Below are 15,352 nucleotides of genomic sequence, written 5' to 3'. Positions count from 1 at the left end.
CCATGAAGACCGAGCAGCCGACCGCGGCCCTCCCGGACGCCCCGACCAACCCGGTCCAGGCACTGCTGGAGGCGCCGCTGTCGCTGCGCGAGCGGAAGAAGTTGAAGACCCGGCAGACCGTGCGCCGCGAGGCCTACCGCCTGTTCGCCGAGCAGGGCTACGAGAACACCACGGTCGAGCAGATCGCCGCCGCCGCCGAGGTCTCCCCCTCCACCCTCTTCCGGTACTTCGCCACCAAGGAGGACCTCGTCCTGACCGACGAGTACGACCCGGCGATGATCGCCGCCCTGCTCGCCCGGCCGGCCGACGAACCCTTCCTGCGGTCCTGCCGGGAGGCCCTCATCGGCCTGATCCGCGCCCTGCTCCAGCACGAACGCCAGGAACTGCTGACCCGGATGCGGCTGGTCACCGAGGTCCCCGCGCTGCGCGCCGGACTGTTCCGGACCGGCAACAGCCCGCACGAGCTGTACCTCTCCGTCCTCACCCGGCGGGCGGGCGTCGAGCACCCCACGTACGAGATGCGGGTCACGGCCGCCGCCATCGGCGCCGCCACCGCCGAGGCCGTGCTCCAGTGGGCCGCGCAGGACGGCCGGGAGGACATCGCCGACCTGGTCGACCGCACCTTCGCGCTGCTGGAGAGCGGCTTCGCCGGGGTGTGAGCACACGGTGACGTGACGGGGCCCGGCTCGGTGGAGAGCCGGGCCCCGTCGCGGTCTCAGCGGTTGCCCCGCCTGCGCCGCAGTACCGCGCCGGCGCCCACCAGCGCGGTGGCGCCGAGCGCGGCGGCCGCCGTCACGGCCGGCAGCGCCGAGCCGCCGTCCGCCCCGGCCGGGGCAGCCTCGGCCGCCCCCGCGGCGTTCACCTCGTAGCCGCCGCCCTTGCCCTCCCGGTCGTACGCCGAGCCGGGCAGCTTGTCCCCGTACCGCTGGTGCACCAGCTGCTGGTACCCGGCCAGCGACACCCCGCCCGCGCCCACCGAGCGCCGGGCCTCGTCGTCCAGCGGCAGCACCCGGCCGTCGCGCAGCACGTACCAGGCGTTGACCTGCGGCTCCCGGAAGGCCGTACCGCCGCCGCTGCCGGCCGCCTTCGCCGCGTAGTCGCTCTCGTCACCGCCGGAGGCGATGTTGACGACCCGCCAGGAGTCGCCCTGGCGGACCGTCCAGACCGAGGCGCTCTGCCCGTCCGCCGCGACCACCTTGCTCGCCGTGAACTCGGCCTTCGCCACCGGTGCGCCCGGGGTGCCGGACACGAAACCGGCGTCCAGGGTGTAGACCGGCACGGTGTCCCCGGCCAGGCGGGGCGCCGCGTCGCTCGCCGCCTTCGCCTCCTCGGCGGCGCCGATGGTCAGTTGTCGGGTCGGCGGGACGCCCTTGCGGGCGAAGAAGTGGCCCACCTTGTCGAGCACCGCCGGGTCCTGGACGGCGCTGCGGGCCCCGGCCAGGTCGGCGGCGGGCACCGGTGCGGGTGCGCCGGGTGCCGGTGCGCCCGCTGCGGGTGCGCCGGGTGCGTCGGCCTGCGCGGCCGGGGCGAGCGCCAGCGCGAGGCCGGCGGCGAGCAGGACGGTGACGGCGGCCCGGCGGGCCGTACTGAGCTCGGTCATGGTCGTCCTCACGCGCCGATCCGGTACAGGGAGTGGGTCCAGGAGAACGTGTTGTTGTTCACGTAGTACGAGTAGTCCGCCCAGTTGTAGCGGTAGTTGGACGGCCACGGGTCGCCCCAGTAGACCCAGTTGTTGCCGGTGTCGTACCCGTACAGGACGTGCATGTGCCCGCCGCCCGAGCTCCACTGGATGCGCGTCTCGATCGGACGGTTGGCGTCCACCTCGGACTGCACGGTGGTGTAGCGCAGGTACCCGGTGACGTACGAACCCGGGTTGATGCCGACCCAGTCCAGCCCGTTCTGCACGTCGGCCAGCGAGGCCTGGCTGTTCGGGCAGCTGGAGTCGACCGAGCGGCCGAACGCGGCGTTGCAGAACTGGTTCTGGCTGTAGTTGTAGCCGAACCAGGTGGCGATGGTGTTCCCGCTCGCCGCCCAGCACCAGTTGGTCTGCTGTTGCTGCTGCATGGTGATGTTGAGCTTCTTGAACGTGCCGGCCAGATCGGCCGTGCTGCCGGGCGCCGCCGCCGGGCGGACCTGGTGCGCGGCCCGGTGGAGGGCGGGGGCGGGGGCGGCCGTGGGGGTGGCCGACGCCGGGGTGCTCACCGCGGCGGTCAGCGCCGGGCCCAGCACGCCCAGGGCCAGCAGCGAGACCGCGCGGCGCAGCCGTATCCGTGGAACTGGCATGGGGGAATGCCTCCTTGCACGAGTGGAGCGAGGTGCTGTGGGGGGCGCGGTCCGGATCGCGCCCCGAGCATCGCGCCGCACTCCGGGCCCGGTCAACGGCCCCGGACCGGCCCCGACCGCGCTGTGAACGGGCCCACGCGGATGTGAACCGCAGCCGGGAAACCCCGGCGCGAGCTGCCCGGACCGGTGACAAACCGCCGCCCGGATGTGAATATTCACGGTCAAAACCCGGAACCCGGTCCGCGCCCGCCAGGAGGCCGCCATCCACCGAAGCGACCCAGCCGACCTCGCCGCCGCCCTGCGCACCGGCCCGTTCCACCTCGCCCTGCGCACCGCCATCGCCACCCGCGGCCTCGCCCTGCACCGCATCCGCCGCCACCTCGCCCTGCGCGGCGTCAACGTCGGTCTCACCAGCCTCAGTTACTGGCAACAGGGGCGCCGCCGGCCCGAACGCCCCGAATCACTACGCGCCGTCGCCGCCCTCGAAGACGTCCTCGACCTCCCCGAGCACTCCCTCACCCGGCTCCTCGGCCCCCGCCGCACCGCCGCGGCCGCCGGACCCCCCGTCCGCCCCTACCGCGACCTGATCTCCCCGCCCACCGCCGTCGACGGCCTGCTCGCCGTCCTCGCCGGCCCCCGCGACACCGGCCTGCACACCATCACCCACATCGAACGCATCCGCGTCGGCCCCGACCGCCAACTCACCCGCCGCGACTCCCAACACGCCCTGCGCGCCCACCGCGACGGCATCGACCGCTACCTCGCCCTCCACCAGGGCGACCCCGGCAGCGACACCGCCCTCGTCGGCGTCCGCGCCGAGGAGAACTGCCGCCCCGGCCGCATCCGCCGCGACCAGACCCACCACCTCCTCGCCGCCGAACTCCTCCTCGACCGCCGCCTGCGCGCCGGCGACACCCACCTCCTCGGCTACGGCTTCGACGACGCCCCCTCCCCCACCCCCAGCTGCGAGTACGTCCGCGGCTTCAACTCCGGCGCCGGCCAGTACGTCCTCCAGATCACCTTCCACCCCGCCGCCCTCCCCGTCCGCTGCCACCGCATCGCCCTCCACTCCCCCGGCGCAGCCCCGTACGAGACGGAGGAGTTGACCCTCGACGGCCACCACTGCGTCCACCTGGTCGCCACGGCGATCCGCCCGTGCATCCTGGGGATCCGCTGGGACTGGGAGTGAGGCGGCGAGGTCAGTGCGACCAGTACGGGTCGTCGACGTCGGGGGCGGGGGACCGGCCGGCCTCTCGCTCGCCGATCGGAGGGGCGCCGTAGTCCTGCTCGGACCGGTAGTACACCCCGAAGGCATCCGCGCTCAGGTCCACCGTCACGGCCGAGTCGGCGGTGACGGTCGTCACCGAGACCGTGACCAGGGTGCTCCCCCGCCCGGGGCAGTGAAGCTGGGTGTACTGCGTCGTCTGACTGCCCGTGGTGGTGTCGGAGCGCCGGCAATCCCCGCCCCAGAACTGCGTCATCCGGTCCAACAACACCGGAACCTTCGCGGGCACCACCTTCGTCCGGACCAACGCCACTTCACGGACGTCGGAGCGCAGGTTCGGCTCGCCGTCGGCGTGCTCCTGACGTCGGTCCACGATGTAGGAACCGCCGGAGTAGGCCAGCGGCGGGCTGATCGCTGCCATGGCCGCCCGCAGGGTCTCGTCGAGTTGCGCCTTCGCCTCACTCGGGCTCAGCAGGCCGGCGCCCCGGTCCATCAGGGCCATCGGGCCGTACCCGTTGTAGAACAGCCCCACCCCGGTGGCCAGGACGACCACCGCCGCCACGGAACAGCCCAGCGTGCGTCGCGGCCGCTTCACCCGCGTTGACCCTGCAGTGTGACGCCCCCGCTGCCCGTGACGACGGCCGCGATGTTGTCCAGCGAGGGCCCGCCCCGCCCGTTCAGGTACTTGGTGTGCGCATCGACGGGGTTGCCACGGCTCCAGTCGTCGACGGTGAAGCGGTTCGCACCGAAATGCTTGCTGGACGGATCCCTGCCGTACCAGCGCTCGTCCGGGTCGAGGCTGAACTTCGACGGGGCGTGCGTCACGACGTCGTTGTCGGCGGCACCGACCCAGACGTGACCAGCGGGCATCCTGAGGTCGGCGGCCTTGTCCACACCGACACCCGGGCTGCCGATGAAGACCACGTCGTCCGGCGGCACGTAGTGCGACCCCGGCTGGGTGGCGAGCCTGGTCGCCTGACCGACCAGGTACGACCCGTAACTGTGCCCGACCGCGGTGACGTGCGGGGGCTGGGTGCCCTCGTGGCTCGCCCGCACTCCGCTCAGGAAGTTCGCGTACGCCGGGGCACCGTCCTTGCCCGCCTTCGTCGACGCGGCTCCGAGGTCCATTCCCGGCGAGTCGTAACCGAGCCAGACCACGGAGGCGACGAAATGGCCGGCCCGGGCCTTGCCGCTCGCGGCGCGGTAGAGGTTGAGACCGTTCTCCGCCTCGTTGGTCCCGTCGTTCTCACCAGGCCCGAGGCTCGCCATGGTGGTGGTGATCCCCGGGACGTAGGCGGAGATGTCGGTGGCGGTGTCGGGGTTCCCGTAGGAGAGGATCGCCCGCCCCTGGCCCTCACTTCCGAGGCCGAGCAAGTAGATCGGCGGCTCCTTCCCCGTGTTCTCCGAAAGGCGCTTGTCGATGGGCCCGTAGAGCGCGAGGAAGTGCTTCTCGCCGGAGTTCAGCTCCCCCGGCTTCTTGTCCCTGATGTCCTTCATCAGATGGTCCAGTTGGTCGCGGTTCACCCTGTCCCGCACCTCCGCCGGAATGCCGTCCAGATTCCCGAGCACCTCCGGGTGGTGGCTGAGGAACCACTGCTGGCCCTGCGGGCCGAGCCCCTTCCACCAGGAGTTGACCTCGGTGGCAGGCGCGCCCTTGAGCGGCATGTTCCGCCGCCACTCCGGGTTGGACGCATCGCCGAACTGTTCCATGTACGCATCGGCGCCGGCCGTCTTCTCGTCCAGGCCCGACTTGTCCTTGGCGTGCCCGGCGAACCTGTTGAGCCCGGCGGTCAGGGCGTCGTCGGCCTCCGCCGCGTCGGCCAGCGCCTTGGCGATCTGCTTGCTGATCCCGTCGGCGGCTGTCTTCTGCTTGGCCTCCCAGTCCGGCGCCTGGTACGGATTGGTCGACGCGGGCCAGCTCACGGCACCGGTGTCACTGACCGTGAAGCCCTTCGCCTGCGCATCCGACAGTGCGGTGGTGAGCCTGCCCTGGGCCAGCGTCATGGCATCGGCGCAGTCACGGATCTCCTTGCCGATCAGGCCGAGCTCCGTCACCGCCGCACGCATCTTGCCGGTGAAACCGTCGAGCACCGGCATCGCGGCGTCGGCCGCCGGCCCCGACCACTGGGAGCCGTGGGCCCGGTCGGCGGTCCCGCTCTTCCAGTCCGTGGCGTGTTGCGCCATGGCCTTGCACAAGGTGTCGTACGCCCCTGCGGCCGTGTACAGGTCCGCCGGTCTGGCGTTCCTCAGGCTTGCGATGTCCATCCCCGCACCCCCTGTGTGCCCTGTGTCCCCCACGACACTCACAGCTACCATAGCGTCCGCGACCGACGCGGCTGTCAGGGGGAAACCGCATGGGACAGGACCCGGGATTCACCGTCAAACCAGGCGAGTTGGCCGCTGCCGGGAGCAATGCGCTGACGGTCGCCGGGAAGGTCCCCGAGGAGACGGCGAAGCTCGCGGAGCCGAGCGCCACGGCCGCCGGGAGCCTGGCCGGGTGGCAGAGCGGGGCGGCGCTGACGGGGTGCGGCAGTGCGTGGAAGACCTTGCTGGACGGGCTCGCCACCGACATGAAGACCGCCGGGGGCCATCTGATCACCTGCGCGCACGACTACCGGAACACCGACCACCGGAACGCCGACCACCTGCCGCCACCGGCGGCGGCGTCCCACGACCCCTTCGAGACGAAGGTGGCCGGGGTGGCCGGCGTCCACCTGACCAGGGACGCGTGACGCCTTGCCGCGTTCCGCGCAACTCCGTTACGGCGTCCGGAAGTCCACCACCAGGCAGTCCTCCACCGGCCGGTAGCCGATCTGCTGGTAGATGGAGTTGCTGGTCGGGTTGGCGAGGTCGGTGTAGAGCAGCACCTCCTGCGCCCCCAGGCCGAGCGCGTGGGCGGAGGCCGCCGCGGTGACGGCGCTGGCGTAGCCGCGGCCGCGGCGGTCGGCGGGGGTGTAGACCGGGCCGATGCGGGACATTCCGGCGAGCACGGGGCTGGCGCCGGCCAGGGCGACCGGGGTGCCCGCGTCCTCCCAGAGGTGGAGGCTGCCGGAGGCCAGCTTGTCGTCCACCGCCCGGGCCACGTCGGAGGGGGCGATCTCGACTTCGCGCAGGAACTCCTCGTACCAGCGGATCGCCAGTTCCCGGTCGGGCGGTCCGGCGAGCCGGGGCCGGCCGGCGGGCGGGCGCGGCGGGTCGGTGAGCCGGCCGAGCCGGTAGAGCCGCTCCTCGACCCGGACTGAGTGGTCGGTGCCGGTGGCGGCCGTCCAGGCCTCGGCGAAGGCGCGGACCGGCTCGGCCCCGCCGCCGACTCCGGCGACCTCGGTGAACCCGGGGCCGGCCTCGGCCAGGCGGACCGCCAGCTCGGCGGCCAGGGCCGGGGGCATGGCGGAGAGCCGGGGGGCGAACGGCGGGGTCTGCAGGAAGGCGCCCTCGACCGATCCGCCCGGTCCGGCCCGCCACCAGCCGAAGACCGGCGGCCGCTCCCCGAAGGCGTCGAGGCCGGCTCCGGCGAGCCGGTGGGCGACGGTGAGCAGGACGGTGTTCTCGGCCGGGCGGGTGGCCAGGAAGTCGCCCGCGTGGTGGCGGAAGTCGTCGAGCGAGGTGCTGAGCGTCCAGGTCATGGACCATCTTCACCCCGCTCGACGCCCGTGCGCCAACGGTTATTCGCCCACGACTATTCGCCCACGGCCACGACGACGCCGAGCCGCTCGCCGAGCACCGCCGGATCGGTGGTGGGCGCCTCGCAGGCGAAGTGCCGGCAGACGTACGCCGCGGGCGCGCCGCCGACCAGCGGGCGGTCCGCCAGCAGCGGCACCTCGGCGGCGGCCTCGCCCGGCTCGCCGACCGCGACGACGGCGCCGGGCGCCGTCCCGAGCAGCGCGGCCCGACGCAGCGCCGCGGTGGCCGGGTGGTCGACCGGGCCGACGACGGCGACCTCGCGCGGCCCGTCGAGCAGGGCCTCGGCGACGGCGAGGCCCCAGCCGATGAACCGGGGGGCCCGGGCGGCCAGGGCGCCGACGATGCCGAGGGCGCGTTCGGCGGCGGTGCGGTGCCGCTCGGAGCCGGTGTACGCGGCGTAGCCGAGGAGGGCGCCGGCGGCGGCGGTCCAGCCGGAGGGGGTGGCGTTGTCGGTCGGGTCCTGGGGGCGGCGGATGAGTTCCTCGGCGTCGTCGGCGGTGTCGTAGAGGGCGCCGGAGTCCTCGTCGGTGAAGTGCTTGAGCACGGTGTCGAGCAGGCCGCCCGCCAGTTGGAGCCATTCCGCCTCGCCGGTGACGGCGTAGAGGGCGAGGAAGCCCTCGGCGGTGTCGGCGTAGTCCTCCAGGACACCGGCGTTGGTGCCGGGGCGGCCGTCCCGGGAGGTGCGCAGCAACCGGCCGTCGGGGGTGAGGTGGACGGCGAGCAGCAGGTCGGCGGCGCGTTCGGCGGCCTCGACGAGGTCGGGGCGCTCCAGCAGGGCGCCGGTCTCGGCGAGGGCGGCGATGGCGAGGCCGTTCCAGGCGGCGACCACCTTGTCGTCGCGGGCGGGTGCGGGCCGGGCCGCCCGGGCCTGGAGCAGCCGCTGCCGGATCTCCTCGTACTCGGCGAAGTCCACCGGATCGGTGAGGAGTTGGAGCACGGAGGTGCCGTGTTCGAAGGTGCCGTCGGCGGTGACGGTGAACAGCCGGGCGGCGGTGGCCGCGTCGGCCGGGCCGAGCAGGTCGACCAACTGGCCGGGCTCCCACACGTAGTAGGCGCCCTCGGCGGAGGCGCCGGTCTCCTCGTCGAGGCTGTCGGCGTCCAGCGCGGACGCGAACGCGCCTTCGGGTGTGCGGAGTTCGCGCAGCAGGAAGTCGGCCGTGGACAGCGCGACCCGGCGGGCGAGCGCGGAGCCGGTGGCCCGCCACAGGTGCAGGTAGGCGCGCAGCAGCAGGGCGTTGTCGTACAGCATCTTCTCGAAGTGCGGCACCACCCAGTCGGCGTCCACGGCGTAGCGGGCGAAGCCGCCGCCGAGCTGGTCGTGGATGCCGCCGCGGGCCATCGCCTCGGCGGTGCGGACGGCCATCTCCAGGGCGGCCTCGGAGCCGGTCCGGGCGTGGTGGCGGAGCAGGAACTCGATCACCATGGCCGGGGGGAACTTGGGGGCCCCGCCGAAGCCGCCACGGGCCTGGTCGAACTCCCGGCTGAGGGTGACCAGGGCCTGGTGCAGGTCGGCGTCGGCCGGCGGGTGGTGGGCGCCGGCCGAGTAGACGGCGGCGCGCTCCGCGAGGTCGGCCCGGATCCGCGCGGCGACCTCGCCGACCTCCTGCCGCCGGTCCCGCCAGGCCGCGTCCACGCCCTCCAGCACCTGCCGGAAGGACGGCATCCCGTGCCGCGGGGCGGGCGGGAAGTAGGTGCCGAAGTAGAACGGCTCCTTACCCGGCGTGAGGAAGACCGTCATCGGCCACCCGCCCTGCCCGGTCGCCGCCTGCACGGCCTCCATGTACACCGCGTCGACGTCCGGCCGCTCCTCCCGGTCCACCTTGACCGCGACGAACCGCTCGTTCAGGTACCCGGCGAGCTCCGCGTCCTCGAAGCTCTCGTGCGCCATCACATGACACCAATGAATTCCTAGAAGCATAAGTGGCAGGACGCATAGCCCACACTCAAGAGGATGGGCACGTCCCGCCGCTTGGCTTCATTGATCGCCTCCTCTCCCCATGGCCACCAATCCACCGGATTGGAGGCGTGCTGGAGCAGGTACGGCGACGTCGCGTTCGCGAGTCGGTTCATACCGGCATCGTCGCACGATCCGGACCGTCCAGCCCAGCAATCTCGGGCGACTCGGGGTACGCGCTGAAGGAACGCCAAGGCCAGTAGCGTCTGCCGGTGCGGCCCTACAGGAGCCGCGGATCTCCCGGACGCGAGGGTCGTCGCCGCAGGGTCCGGACTCACGCGCAGCACCTGGGCCGCCCGGGTACGGCATAGCAGGTCCACGACCAGCCCGGTCGGGCACAGCAGGTGCAGCTCCGCCCCTGCTTCGCGGGCCTGCAGGCGGGCGCGGATGAGGGTGTTGAGGCCGCCGGAGTCGCAGAACGCGACCCGGGACATGTCCACCACCAGTTCCCCCAGGACGGCAAGCGTGCTCAGCCCGCTCTCCACAGCAGCGGCCAGCGACCGAGCGGTGTCCTGGGGCGAGGTCGCCCACTGCGTCCAGCAGGAGGTCGCCTGATCCCGGCCGCAGCTGGATGGTAGGGGCGGGCAGGTCGAATTCGGCGGGGACGGCCACTTGGTACTCCATGCGGCCGCGGTCTCGGCGGCCCGGGGTGCGCCCGCGAAGCGGACGTCTGACCTGACGGCCCACGTGCGGGGGCACAGTCCCGCCGTAGCGGGCCGAGCGCTCTGGTAGAGCACCCGCACGCACAGGCGCACCGCCGGCGGGCGGGCGCGACCAGGTCAAGAGCGAGGTGGGACGGCGCAGTTGCGCGCTTGGCGCGCGGCTTGTGCGGTCCGGCCCACAAGGAGGACGGACCTTGACAGGGTTGCTTCGGCGTCCACGGATACGGCGCTCATGACGCGGGCGGTCGCGGAGCGAGGGCGGGCACGCCCGCTGTGGGGGGCGTAAGCATGGTCCGACCAAGGAGAAGCATGCCTGGCCCGTGGCGCCGCCGCGGGGCACGCGTCATGACCGGGCAGAACGGTTGCAGACACCCCGGGCGTGAACTCCGGGGATGGCTGCAGGCGGCCTTTCCGGGCGTCCCCGCACTGGTCCCCGCCAGTGCGGCAGACCAGCGATCGGGGCGGCGTGCGATGAGCGCCTGGCACTCACCGCAGGGCGGCAGGTGGGTCAGGTGTCGGCGGCGGGTTTCTGGCCGCGCTGGGAGCGGCGGAGTTGTTCGTTGATGCGCAGGGCTTCTTCGAGTTGGTCTTCGAGGATGACGATGCGACAGGCGGCCTCGATGGCGGTGCCCTGGTCGACGAGGTCGCGGGCTCGCATCGCGATGCGCAGCTGATAGCGGGAGAAGCGGCGGTGGCCGCCGCCGGAGCGCAGCGGCGTGATGAGGCCCTGCTCGCCCAGGGCGCGCAGGAAGCCGGGGGTGGTGCCGGTCATCTCGGCGGCGCGCCCCATGGTGTAGGCGGGGTAGTCGTCGTCGTCGAGGTTGTCTGGGGTGTGGGGCCTGTCGGTCGTCGTAGTCACTGCACCTCTCTTGGTTCCTGGGGAACGCGTCGAGGGGCCCCGGCGCCTTGTCGGCTCCGGGGCCCCGAAGGGGAACAACACCATCTACCGGCCTGGGCCGGTCCTTCTACTTCCGCAGTGCCCCGGGGAGGGGGTGCGGGGATCGCGTATGCGTGACCGGGAACCACCGTCCTTGCGTTGGGGTCTGCGGTGTCCGCCCGGACGAGTGTTCACGGGCCGGGCGATCCTGATGGCGCTTGCGCCCTCCGTTCATCCGTAGTATGGGTCTGTCACTTCGGTACTGCTGGCACTGCACCTGCTGGTCGGTGGCCGTGACGGCCCACCTGGTTCGAGAGCCCGCGCCCCGCGGGTCGTCCCGCGTCCGCGGTGACCTCGGAACCCAGTGCTCGAACCCCCGGGCACGCGCGCCCGCAGTCTGAGCGCCTTTGCCGAGGTCCTGCCTTTTCGCGACTGCTGGTACTGCACACTCACTGAACTGCGTACTGCTCGATACCGCCGGTGGCGGCCCCTGATGCCTGCGGGCCGCCTGGTCCGGCAGCCAGTCCCGTCGCCGCCGTACACCTGCCTGGCTTCGGAACTCCACTGCCGGACCGAACTGCGCACTTCGGTCAAACAACCCCGGCCAGTTCGTGTCTGGCCGGTATCGCCGACTGCTGTCTACGGGAGAAACCATAAACCGGCCCGCAAGCAATGTCTACTCCGGCGAACATAGATTTTGCGGCGCCGCCGCGTGAGGTAGCCCTGCTGTTCTGACGGCCCTCCGAGCCGCACCGCGTGCTGGAAGTACAGGCGAGACCGAGCAGTGAGGCGGGAATGGTGGAGCTGGTGGCGGCGGCTTCGGAGACGATCCGGGACGAACAGGTGGACCGAGGTTCTGGGTCGCTTCCGGGACGAGGCCGTCCAGACGCCGCTGCCGACGCTCGCACCGCCGGCTCCCTGAACCTGCTGGCCGCGCAGGATGACGGGTCTCCGCTGATCGAGCGCGCTCGAAGTCGAGGAACCACACCGAGACCGCGGCCGATCTGCTGGCGCCACGGCCCCCGACCGCGGCGCCGGCGCCGCGCGATCGGCTGATCCTGTCAATGCGCTTCACCGAAGCCTCACGCACTCCCCGATCGGCGCCCGCCCGGGCCTGTCGCAGGCGTGGGCCTCGCGGCTGCTCTCGCACGCCCTGGCGACCCTGCGAGAAGAGCCGAGCACCGACTGGGAGCGCCCCCGTCCGGCCCAGCTCCGCGCTGCGCGGACGCCGCCCTGGGCCGGCCGGCGACTACGAACCCACGCGGCACCGGACGACCAACGCGTTCTCGCGCGTGGTCACCACGAAGCCGGCCTCGACCAGGACCACGGACAACGCGGTCACCATCACCTGCCGGATCCCCTCGGAACGCTGTCGCTGCTGCGCCACCGTGAGCGGGCCGCGCAGTTCGGCGCTCGGACCGAGCAGGTCGGGGCCGGGGTTCCAGCCCACCAGCACCCCTTCATCGTGCTCCTGGGCGAACAGACCGGCTTCAGCCCCGCCGCCCCGGAGGGGCTGGAAGCCCGCAGCCCGCAGGGCCCGCATCACGTCGCCCGCGAGATCAGCGGCCGGCACGCACCGAAGGCTACCCGACCGGCCCAGAGAGCCGGGCCTCGCATGCCGGGACCGGCGAACAGAGGGCGACAGCGGACGGCGCGACCAGCGGGTGGGCCGGAGTGTGGCGGCCCGGGCACCACCATCGGTGGCCGGGCCGCACGTGGTGCCGGGGGCGACGTGACTCACTGGTCCCGGCGGTTCACTGTACGACACTTGCGCAGTGGCGCGCCGGCCACAAACCTCCTGCCGAGCCAGCGCGCTGACGGGCCGTCACGGTGCGGCGACGTCGGCCGCCGGCGGCTCGGGAACGTCGTCGTCGATCCCGGCCTCGTGGGAGGTGGGACTGTTCGGCTCCACCCAGCGCTCCCCGTCCGCCCAACGCGCACGGTCCGCGCTGTGGGGCTGGAGCTCCTCGTCGTGGCCCTGCTTCTCCTGCGGCGTCTTCACGGTCTGGTCCTCTCGTCGAATCGGACAGGCACCGGGCCAGTGCCGGCGGGCCCCCGGGGCAGCCTGTGGGGCTGCCTGTCGGGAAGTCCGTCTGCCCTGGATCGGCTGGAGGATTCCTGCGCATGTTCGTGCCGACCCGGGGCATCCGGTCTCGCGACACCGACTCGGAGGTAACGATGGTTCCCCTTCTTCTGGTCCTGCTGCTGGCTCTGCTCCTGTTCGGGCTCGGGTTCGCGATGAAGCTCTTGTGGTGGGCAGCCGTGATCGTGCTCGTCGTCTGGCTGGTGGGATTCGTGGCCCGCGGCACGAGCGCCTCCGGAGGCCGGGGCCGCTGGTACCGCTGGTAGCACTGCGCCCCAATCCCGGCGGTAGCCGCATTCGAATCTGAGAGGTGTTCGGATGACCACGACCCTGTTGCTGTTGCTGCTGCCGCTCGCACTGGCCGCGATCCTGACCGCGCTGGCGCCCACAGCCGTCCACCGCCGCACCCGGCCGCGGGCCGCCGTGGTCCGTACGACACGCTCCGCAGGACCGCGGCACGCCCGCTCCGCGCGCTGAGACCGCGGCGAGCACGGGCGAGACCCGGGCCTGACCAACCTTGGAAGAGCCAAGTGCCTCACACGCCCGCTGGACCACCCCGAGGGGTGGTCCAGCGGGCGTTGGGCGTGTTGGGCAGCGAGCACCTGACGCCGCGTACAGCGGGGCTCGACTGCTCCGGCGCCAGCCGAGCCCGCGTCAAGGGCCGCACGGGCCCGTCTGCGGCGACTCTGGAGGTCAGCCCTGGCGCCGACAGCGGTGGCCATCGCGCCGCGCCACCGAACCGGCCGGCGGTCTCCTGGATCACCTCGCCCTCGATGCAACGAGCGATTTCGTTTCGCGCTCGGTCACCCGTGGCAACGTCGCCCGGTTGGTTCCGGGGCGGTCATGCCGACATCGCTCGACTGCACCGAGAGGAAGCCTCGTTCCCCACCGGCGAGGGCCCGATGAGCGTCGCCGCATCAAGCGGTAGGGGTCCGCGACAGACAAACCGCAGAGCTCTCGGCACCCCTGTGGCAGACCCCTTCCCGCCTGCAGTTCCAGGCGACCGGGGCGGGCCGACCGAAACGACCTCTTTCCCGACTGCGCCGATCGGACTGGTGCGACGCGACACGACGCGCTGTAGGATGTCATCCATAAGACGACAGTGACCCAGTCAGCGAAAGAGTGACGTGGAATGGACGTGCAGGACACCGGCGGGACCGGAGTGGGACCGGCCTCTTTCCTGGCCGCTGCTGCCGCGCTGGGCATGATGGACGCCGCTGCCCGCACGGCGCGACACGCGCCCCCGGACGACTCGGGGCAGCGCGATCCCGCCGGGGCCCTGTCGGCGCTCATGATGCTGCGCCACCTGCGTGAGGAACTCGCCGGCTGGGAGACCGGGCTCATCGAGACCGCCCGCGGCGCCGGTGCCACCTGGGCGGATCTGGCCGAACCCATGGGCGTGCAGAGCCGGCAGGCCGCGGAGCGGCGCTACCTGCGCATGCGCCCGAACGCCGATGCCGGCACCGAGGCGGGCAGCACCGGGGAGCAGCGCGTCCAGGCCACGCGCGACCAGCGCGCCGCTGACCGGGCGGTGACCACCTGGGCCCGCGACAACGCGGTGGAACTGCGCCGCCTGGCCGGACAGATCGGCGCGTTGGACGACCTCACCACACCGGCGGCCCCCGCCATGGAACGCCTGCTGGACGCGCTGGGCCACCACGATCCCGCGCTCCTGCTCGCCCCGCTCGCCGACACCCGGCCCCTCCTCGCGGCGGAGCATCCGAAGATCGCCGGCCGCCTGGACGAGCTCAGTGCCCACACCGAGCAGCTGCGTGCGGACAGCGACCGGCAGCGCCGCACGCCCCCGGCTGGCCCCTGAGGCCCTGGGCCACACCTTGGCGGGGGCTCGGACCGCCGACGCGAGCCTGCCCCCGGCCCCGCAGAACGTGACGCGCGCTTCCCCGAGAGGCCTGACGCGATGACCGCCTTCCGGTGACGGCGTGCCGTCCCCCGACCCCGATCGACACCCATGACCCCAGCCGACCTGCAGCAGCTGCTGATCACGCGCGCGCCCGGTATTGCGGGCATCGCCGGCGCCCGCAAGCGGGACGACGACAGCCCCTACGGACTGGCCGTGACCCTGGACGGCGGCGGACAGGTGTGGTGGTCCGTCACCGGCGCCCTCGGCCCCGCGCCCACCACGGAGCCGGCCAAGGCCGAGGGCGTGGAGGCACCGGACCTGACCGGCCAACCGGTTGCTGTGGCCCTCGTCGAGCAGGCCCTGGTCGCCGCCGCGTCCGATCCGTGCGGGGACGTCGTGCGCGCCGAGCGGTACAGCACCCGCCCGAACCCGCCCGCCGTGCGCTACGGCGCCACGCTGGAATGCGGAGACGGATGGAAGCTCTACCTCTCGTGCTACGGCACCGCCCGCCCCGGCCACAGCCGCCCCGAGCAGCCCTATCAGCCCCTCAGCCATGTCTGACCGTGAGCGGACCGGCCACTTGGCCGGCTGCGACGACCCGGCCCCCTCTTCCCACCTCTCGAAGGAGACCCCTCCCGTGGCCAGCCCGACCCAGACGCTGGAGTTCCAGGCGGAGACCCGCCAGCTGCTGCAGCTGGTGATCCACTCGATCTACTCGAACAAGGA

Annotated in this window: 16 protein-coding genes and 2 pseudogenes; 8 read left to right on the top strand and 10 right to left on the bottom strand. The window is 72.8% G+C overall.

Annotation, left to right across the window (positions count from 1 at the left end; translation table 11 throughout):
- Window positions 1–2 precede the first annotated feature (2 nt).
- The gene (locus ACFWXO_RS35950; protein WP_380529370.1) at window positions 3–659 is read left to right on the top strand and encodes a TetR/AcrR family transcriptional regulator; all 657 of its coding nucleotides are present in this window, start codon (window positions 3–5) and stop codon (window positions 657–659) included.
- 56 nt (window positions 660–715) lie between these two features.
- Here ACFWXO_RS35950 and ACFWXO_RS35945 read toward each other — a convergent pair whose 3' ends face one another.
- Together ACFWXO_RS35945 and ACFWXO_RS35940 are read right to left on the bottom strand one after the other, a co-directional pair.
- Complete coding sequence (locus ACFWXO_RS35945; RefSeq protein WP_380529368.1) at window positions 716–1,600, bottom strand: hypothetical protein; 885 nt, start codon at window positions 1,598–1,600, stop codon at window positions 716–718.
- Window positions 1,601–1,608: 8 nt separating this feature from the next.
- Entirely contained in the window at window positions 1,609–2,283 is a 675-nt protein-coding gene (locus ACFWXO_RS35940; RefSeq protein WP_380529367.1) for a papain-like cysteine protease family protein, read from the bottom strand.
- Between the two features lie 262 nt (window positions 2,284–2,545).
- Here ACFWXO_RS35940 and ACFWXO_RS35935 point away from each other — a divergent pair, with 262 nt between their 5' ends.
- The gene (locus ACFWXO_RS35935; RefSeq protein ID WP_375884874.1) at window positions 2,546–3,472 is read left to right on the top strand and encodes a hypothetical protein; all 927 of its coding nucleotides are present in this window, start codon (window positions 2,546–2,548) and stop codon (window positions 3,470–3,472) included.
- A 10-nt stretch (window positions 3,473–3,482) separates the two neighbouring features.
- Here the strand turns inward: ACFWXO_RS35935 and ACFWXO_RS35930 are convergent, their stop codons facing one another.
- Together ACFWXO_RS35930 and ACFWXO_RS35925 are read right to left on the bottom strand one after the other, a co-directional pair.
- On the bottom strand, window positions 3,483–4,103 hold the full coding sequence (locus ACFWXO_RS35930; RefSeq protein ID WP_380529365.1) for a hypothetical protein: 621 nt from the start codon (window positions 4,101–4,103) through the stop codon (window positions 3,483–3,485).
- Window positions 4,100–5,773, bottom strand: coding sequence for an alpha/beta hydrolase (locus ACFWXO_RS35925; RefSeq protein WP_380529363.1), 1,674 nt, complete (start codon window positions 5,771–5,773; stop codon window positions 4,100–4,102). The genes ACFWXO_RS35930 and ACFWXO_RS35925 overlap by 4 nt, the downstream gene beginning before the upstream one ends.
- Before the next feature lie 89 nt (window positions 5,774–5,862).
- Between ACFWXO_RS35925 and ACFWXO_RS35920 the strand changes: the two genes are divergently transcribed.
- Complete coding sequence (locus ACFWXO_RS35920) at window positions 5,863–6,240, top strand: hypothetical protein (protein ID WP_380529361.1); 378 nt, start codon at window positions 5,863–5,865, stop codon at window positions 6,238–6,240.
- A 27-nt stretch (window positions 6,241–6,267) separates the two neighbouring features.
- Here the strand turns inward: ACFWXO_RS35920 and ACFWXO_RS35915 are convergent, their stop codons facing one another.
- From ACFWXO_RS35915 to ACFWXO_RS35905, 3 genes and pseudogenes are all read right to left on the bottom strand, one after another.
- Entirely contained in the window at window positions 6,268–7,131 is an 864-nt protein-coding gene (locus tag ACFWXO_RS35915; protein ID WP_380529359.1) for a GNAT family N-acetyltransferase, read from the bottom strand.
- Between the two features lie 53 nt (window positions 7,132–7,184).
- Window positions 7,185–9,259: pseudogene (locus tag ACFWXO_RS35910) on the bottom strand (thioredoxin domain-containing protein).
- Window positions 9,260–9,472: 213 nt separating this feature from the next.
- Window positions 9,473–9,628, bottom strand: a pseudogene (locus ACFWXO_RS35905) (STAS domain-containing protein); the annotation flags it as partial.
- On the opposite strand from ACFWXO_RS35905, the gene ACFWXO_RS35900 reads away from it, so the two are divergent.
- Window positions 9,576–9,698 (top strand): hypothetical protein, encoded by a 123-nt coding sequence (locus tag ACFWXO_RS35900; protein ID WP_380529385.1) that lies wholly within the window; start codon window positions 9,576–9,578, stop codon window positions 9,696–9,698. The pseudogene ACFWXO_RS35905 and the gene ACFWXO_RS35900 overlap by 53 nt on opposite strands.
- A gap of 615 nt (window positions 9,699–10,313) precedes the next feature.
- Here ACFWXO_RS35900 and ACFWXO_RS35895 read toward each other — a convergent pair.
- The 3 genes from ACFWXO_RS35895 to ACFWXO_RS35885 all read right to left on the bottom strand — a co-directional run bounded on the left by ACFWXO_RS35895 (window position 10,314) and on the right by ACFWXO_RS35885 (window position 12,684).
- Window positions 10,314–10,595, bottom strand: a complete 282-nt coding sequence (locus ACFWXO_RS35895; protein WP_380529383.1) for a MerR family transcriptional regulator — start codon at window positions 10,593–10,595, stop codon at window positions 10,314–10,316.
- 1,336 nt (window positions 10,596–11,931) lie between these two features.
- Window positions 11,932–12,255, bottom strand: coding sequence for a hypothetical protein (locus ACFWXO_RS35890; RefSeq protein WP_380529357.1), 324 nt, complete (start codon window positions 12,253–12,255; stop codon window positions 11,932–11,934).
- A gap of 252 nt (window positions 12,256–12,507) precedes the next feature.
- Window positions 12,508–12,684, bottom strand: coding sequence for a hypothetical protein (locus ACFWXO_RS35885; RefSeq protein WP_380529355.1), 177 nt, complete (start codon window positions 12,682–12,684; stop codon window positions 12,508–12,510).
- Between the two features lie 176 nt (window positions 12,685–12,860).
- On the opposite strand from ACFWXO_RS35885, the gene ACFWXO_RS35880 reads away from it, so the two are divergent.
- From ACFWXO_RS35880 to ACFWXO_RS35865, 4 genes are all read left to right on the top strand, one after another.
- On the top strand, window positions 12,861–13,031 hold the full coding sequence (locus ACFWXO_RS35880; protein WP_380529354.1) for a hydrophobic protein: 171 nt from the start codon (window positions 12,861–12,863) through the stop codon (window positions 13,029–13,031).
- A gap of 52 nt (window positions 13,032–13,083) precedes the next feature.
- Window positions 13,084–13,242 carry a hypothetical protein gene (locus tag ACFWXO_RS35875; RefSeq protein ID WP_380529352.1) on the top strand — a complete coding sequence of 53 codons (159 nt, stop codon included), beginning with the start codon at window positions 13,084–13,086 and terminating at the stop codon, window positions 13,240–13,242.
- 655 nt (window positions 13,243–13,897) lie between these two features.
- A complete protein-coding gene (locus tag ACFWXO_RS35870) occupies window positions 13,898–14,584 on the top strand; it encodes a type III effector protein (protein ID WP_380529350.1) in 687 nt (228 codons plus the stop codon).
- A gap of 150 nt (window positions 14,585–14,734) precedes the next feature.
- On the top strand, window positions 14,735–15,187 hold the full coding sequence (locus tag ACFWXO_RS35865; protein ID WP_380529349.1) for a hypothetical protein: 453 nt from the start codon (window positions 14,735–14,737) through the stop codon (window positions 15,185–15,187).
- Window positions 15,188–15,352 lie beyond the last annotated feature (165 nt).

This window comes from Kitasatospora sp. NPDC059088, assembly GCF_042738155.1.
Classification (GTDB): domain Bacteria; phylum Actinomycetota; class Actinomycetes; order Streptomycetales; family Streptomycetaceae; genus Kitasatospora.
Note: the sequence above shows the minus strand (reverse complement) of the source record. Positions and strands in the feature narration are given on the sequence as shown.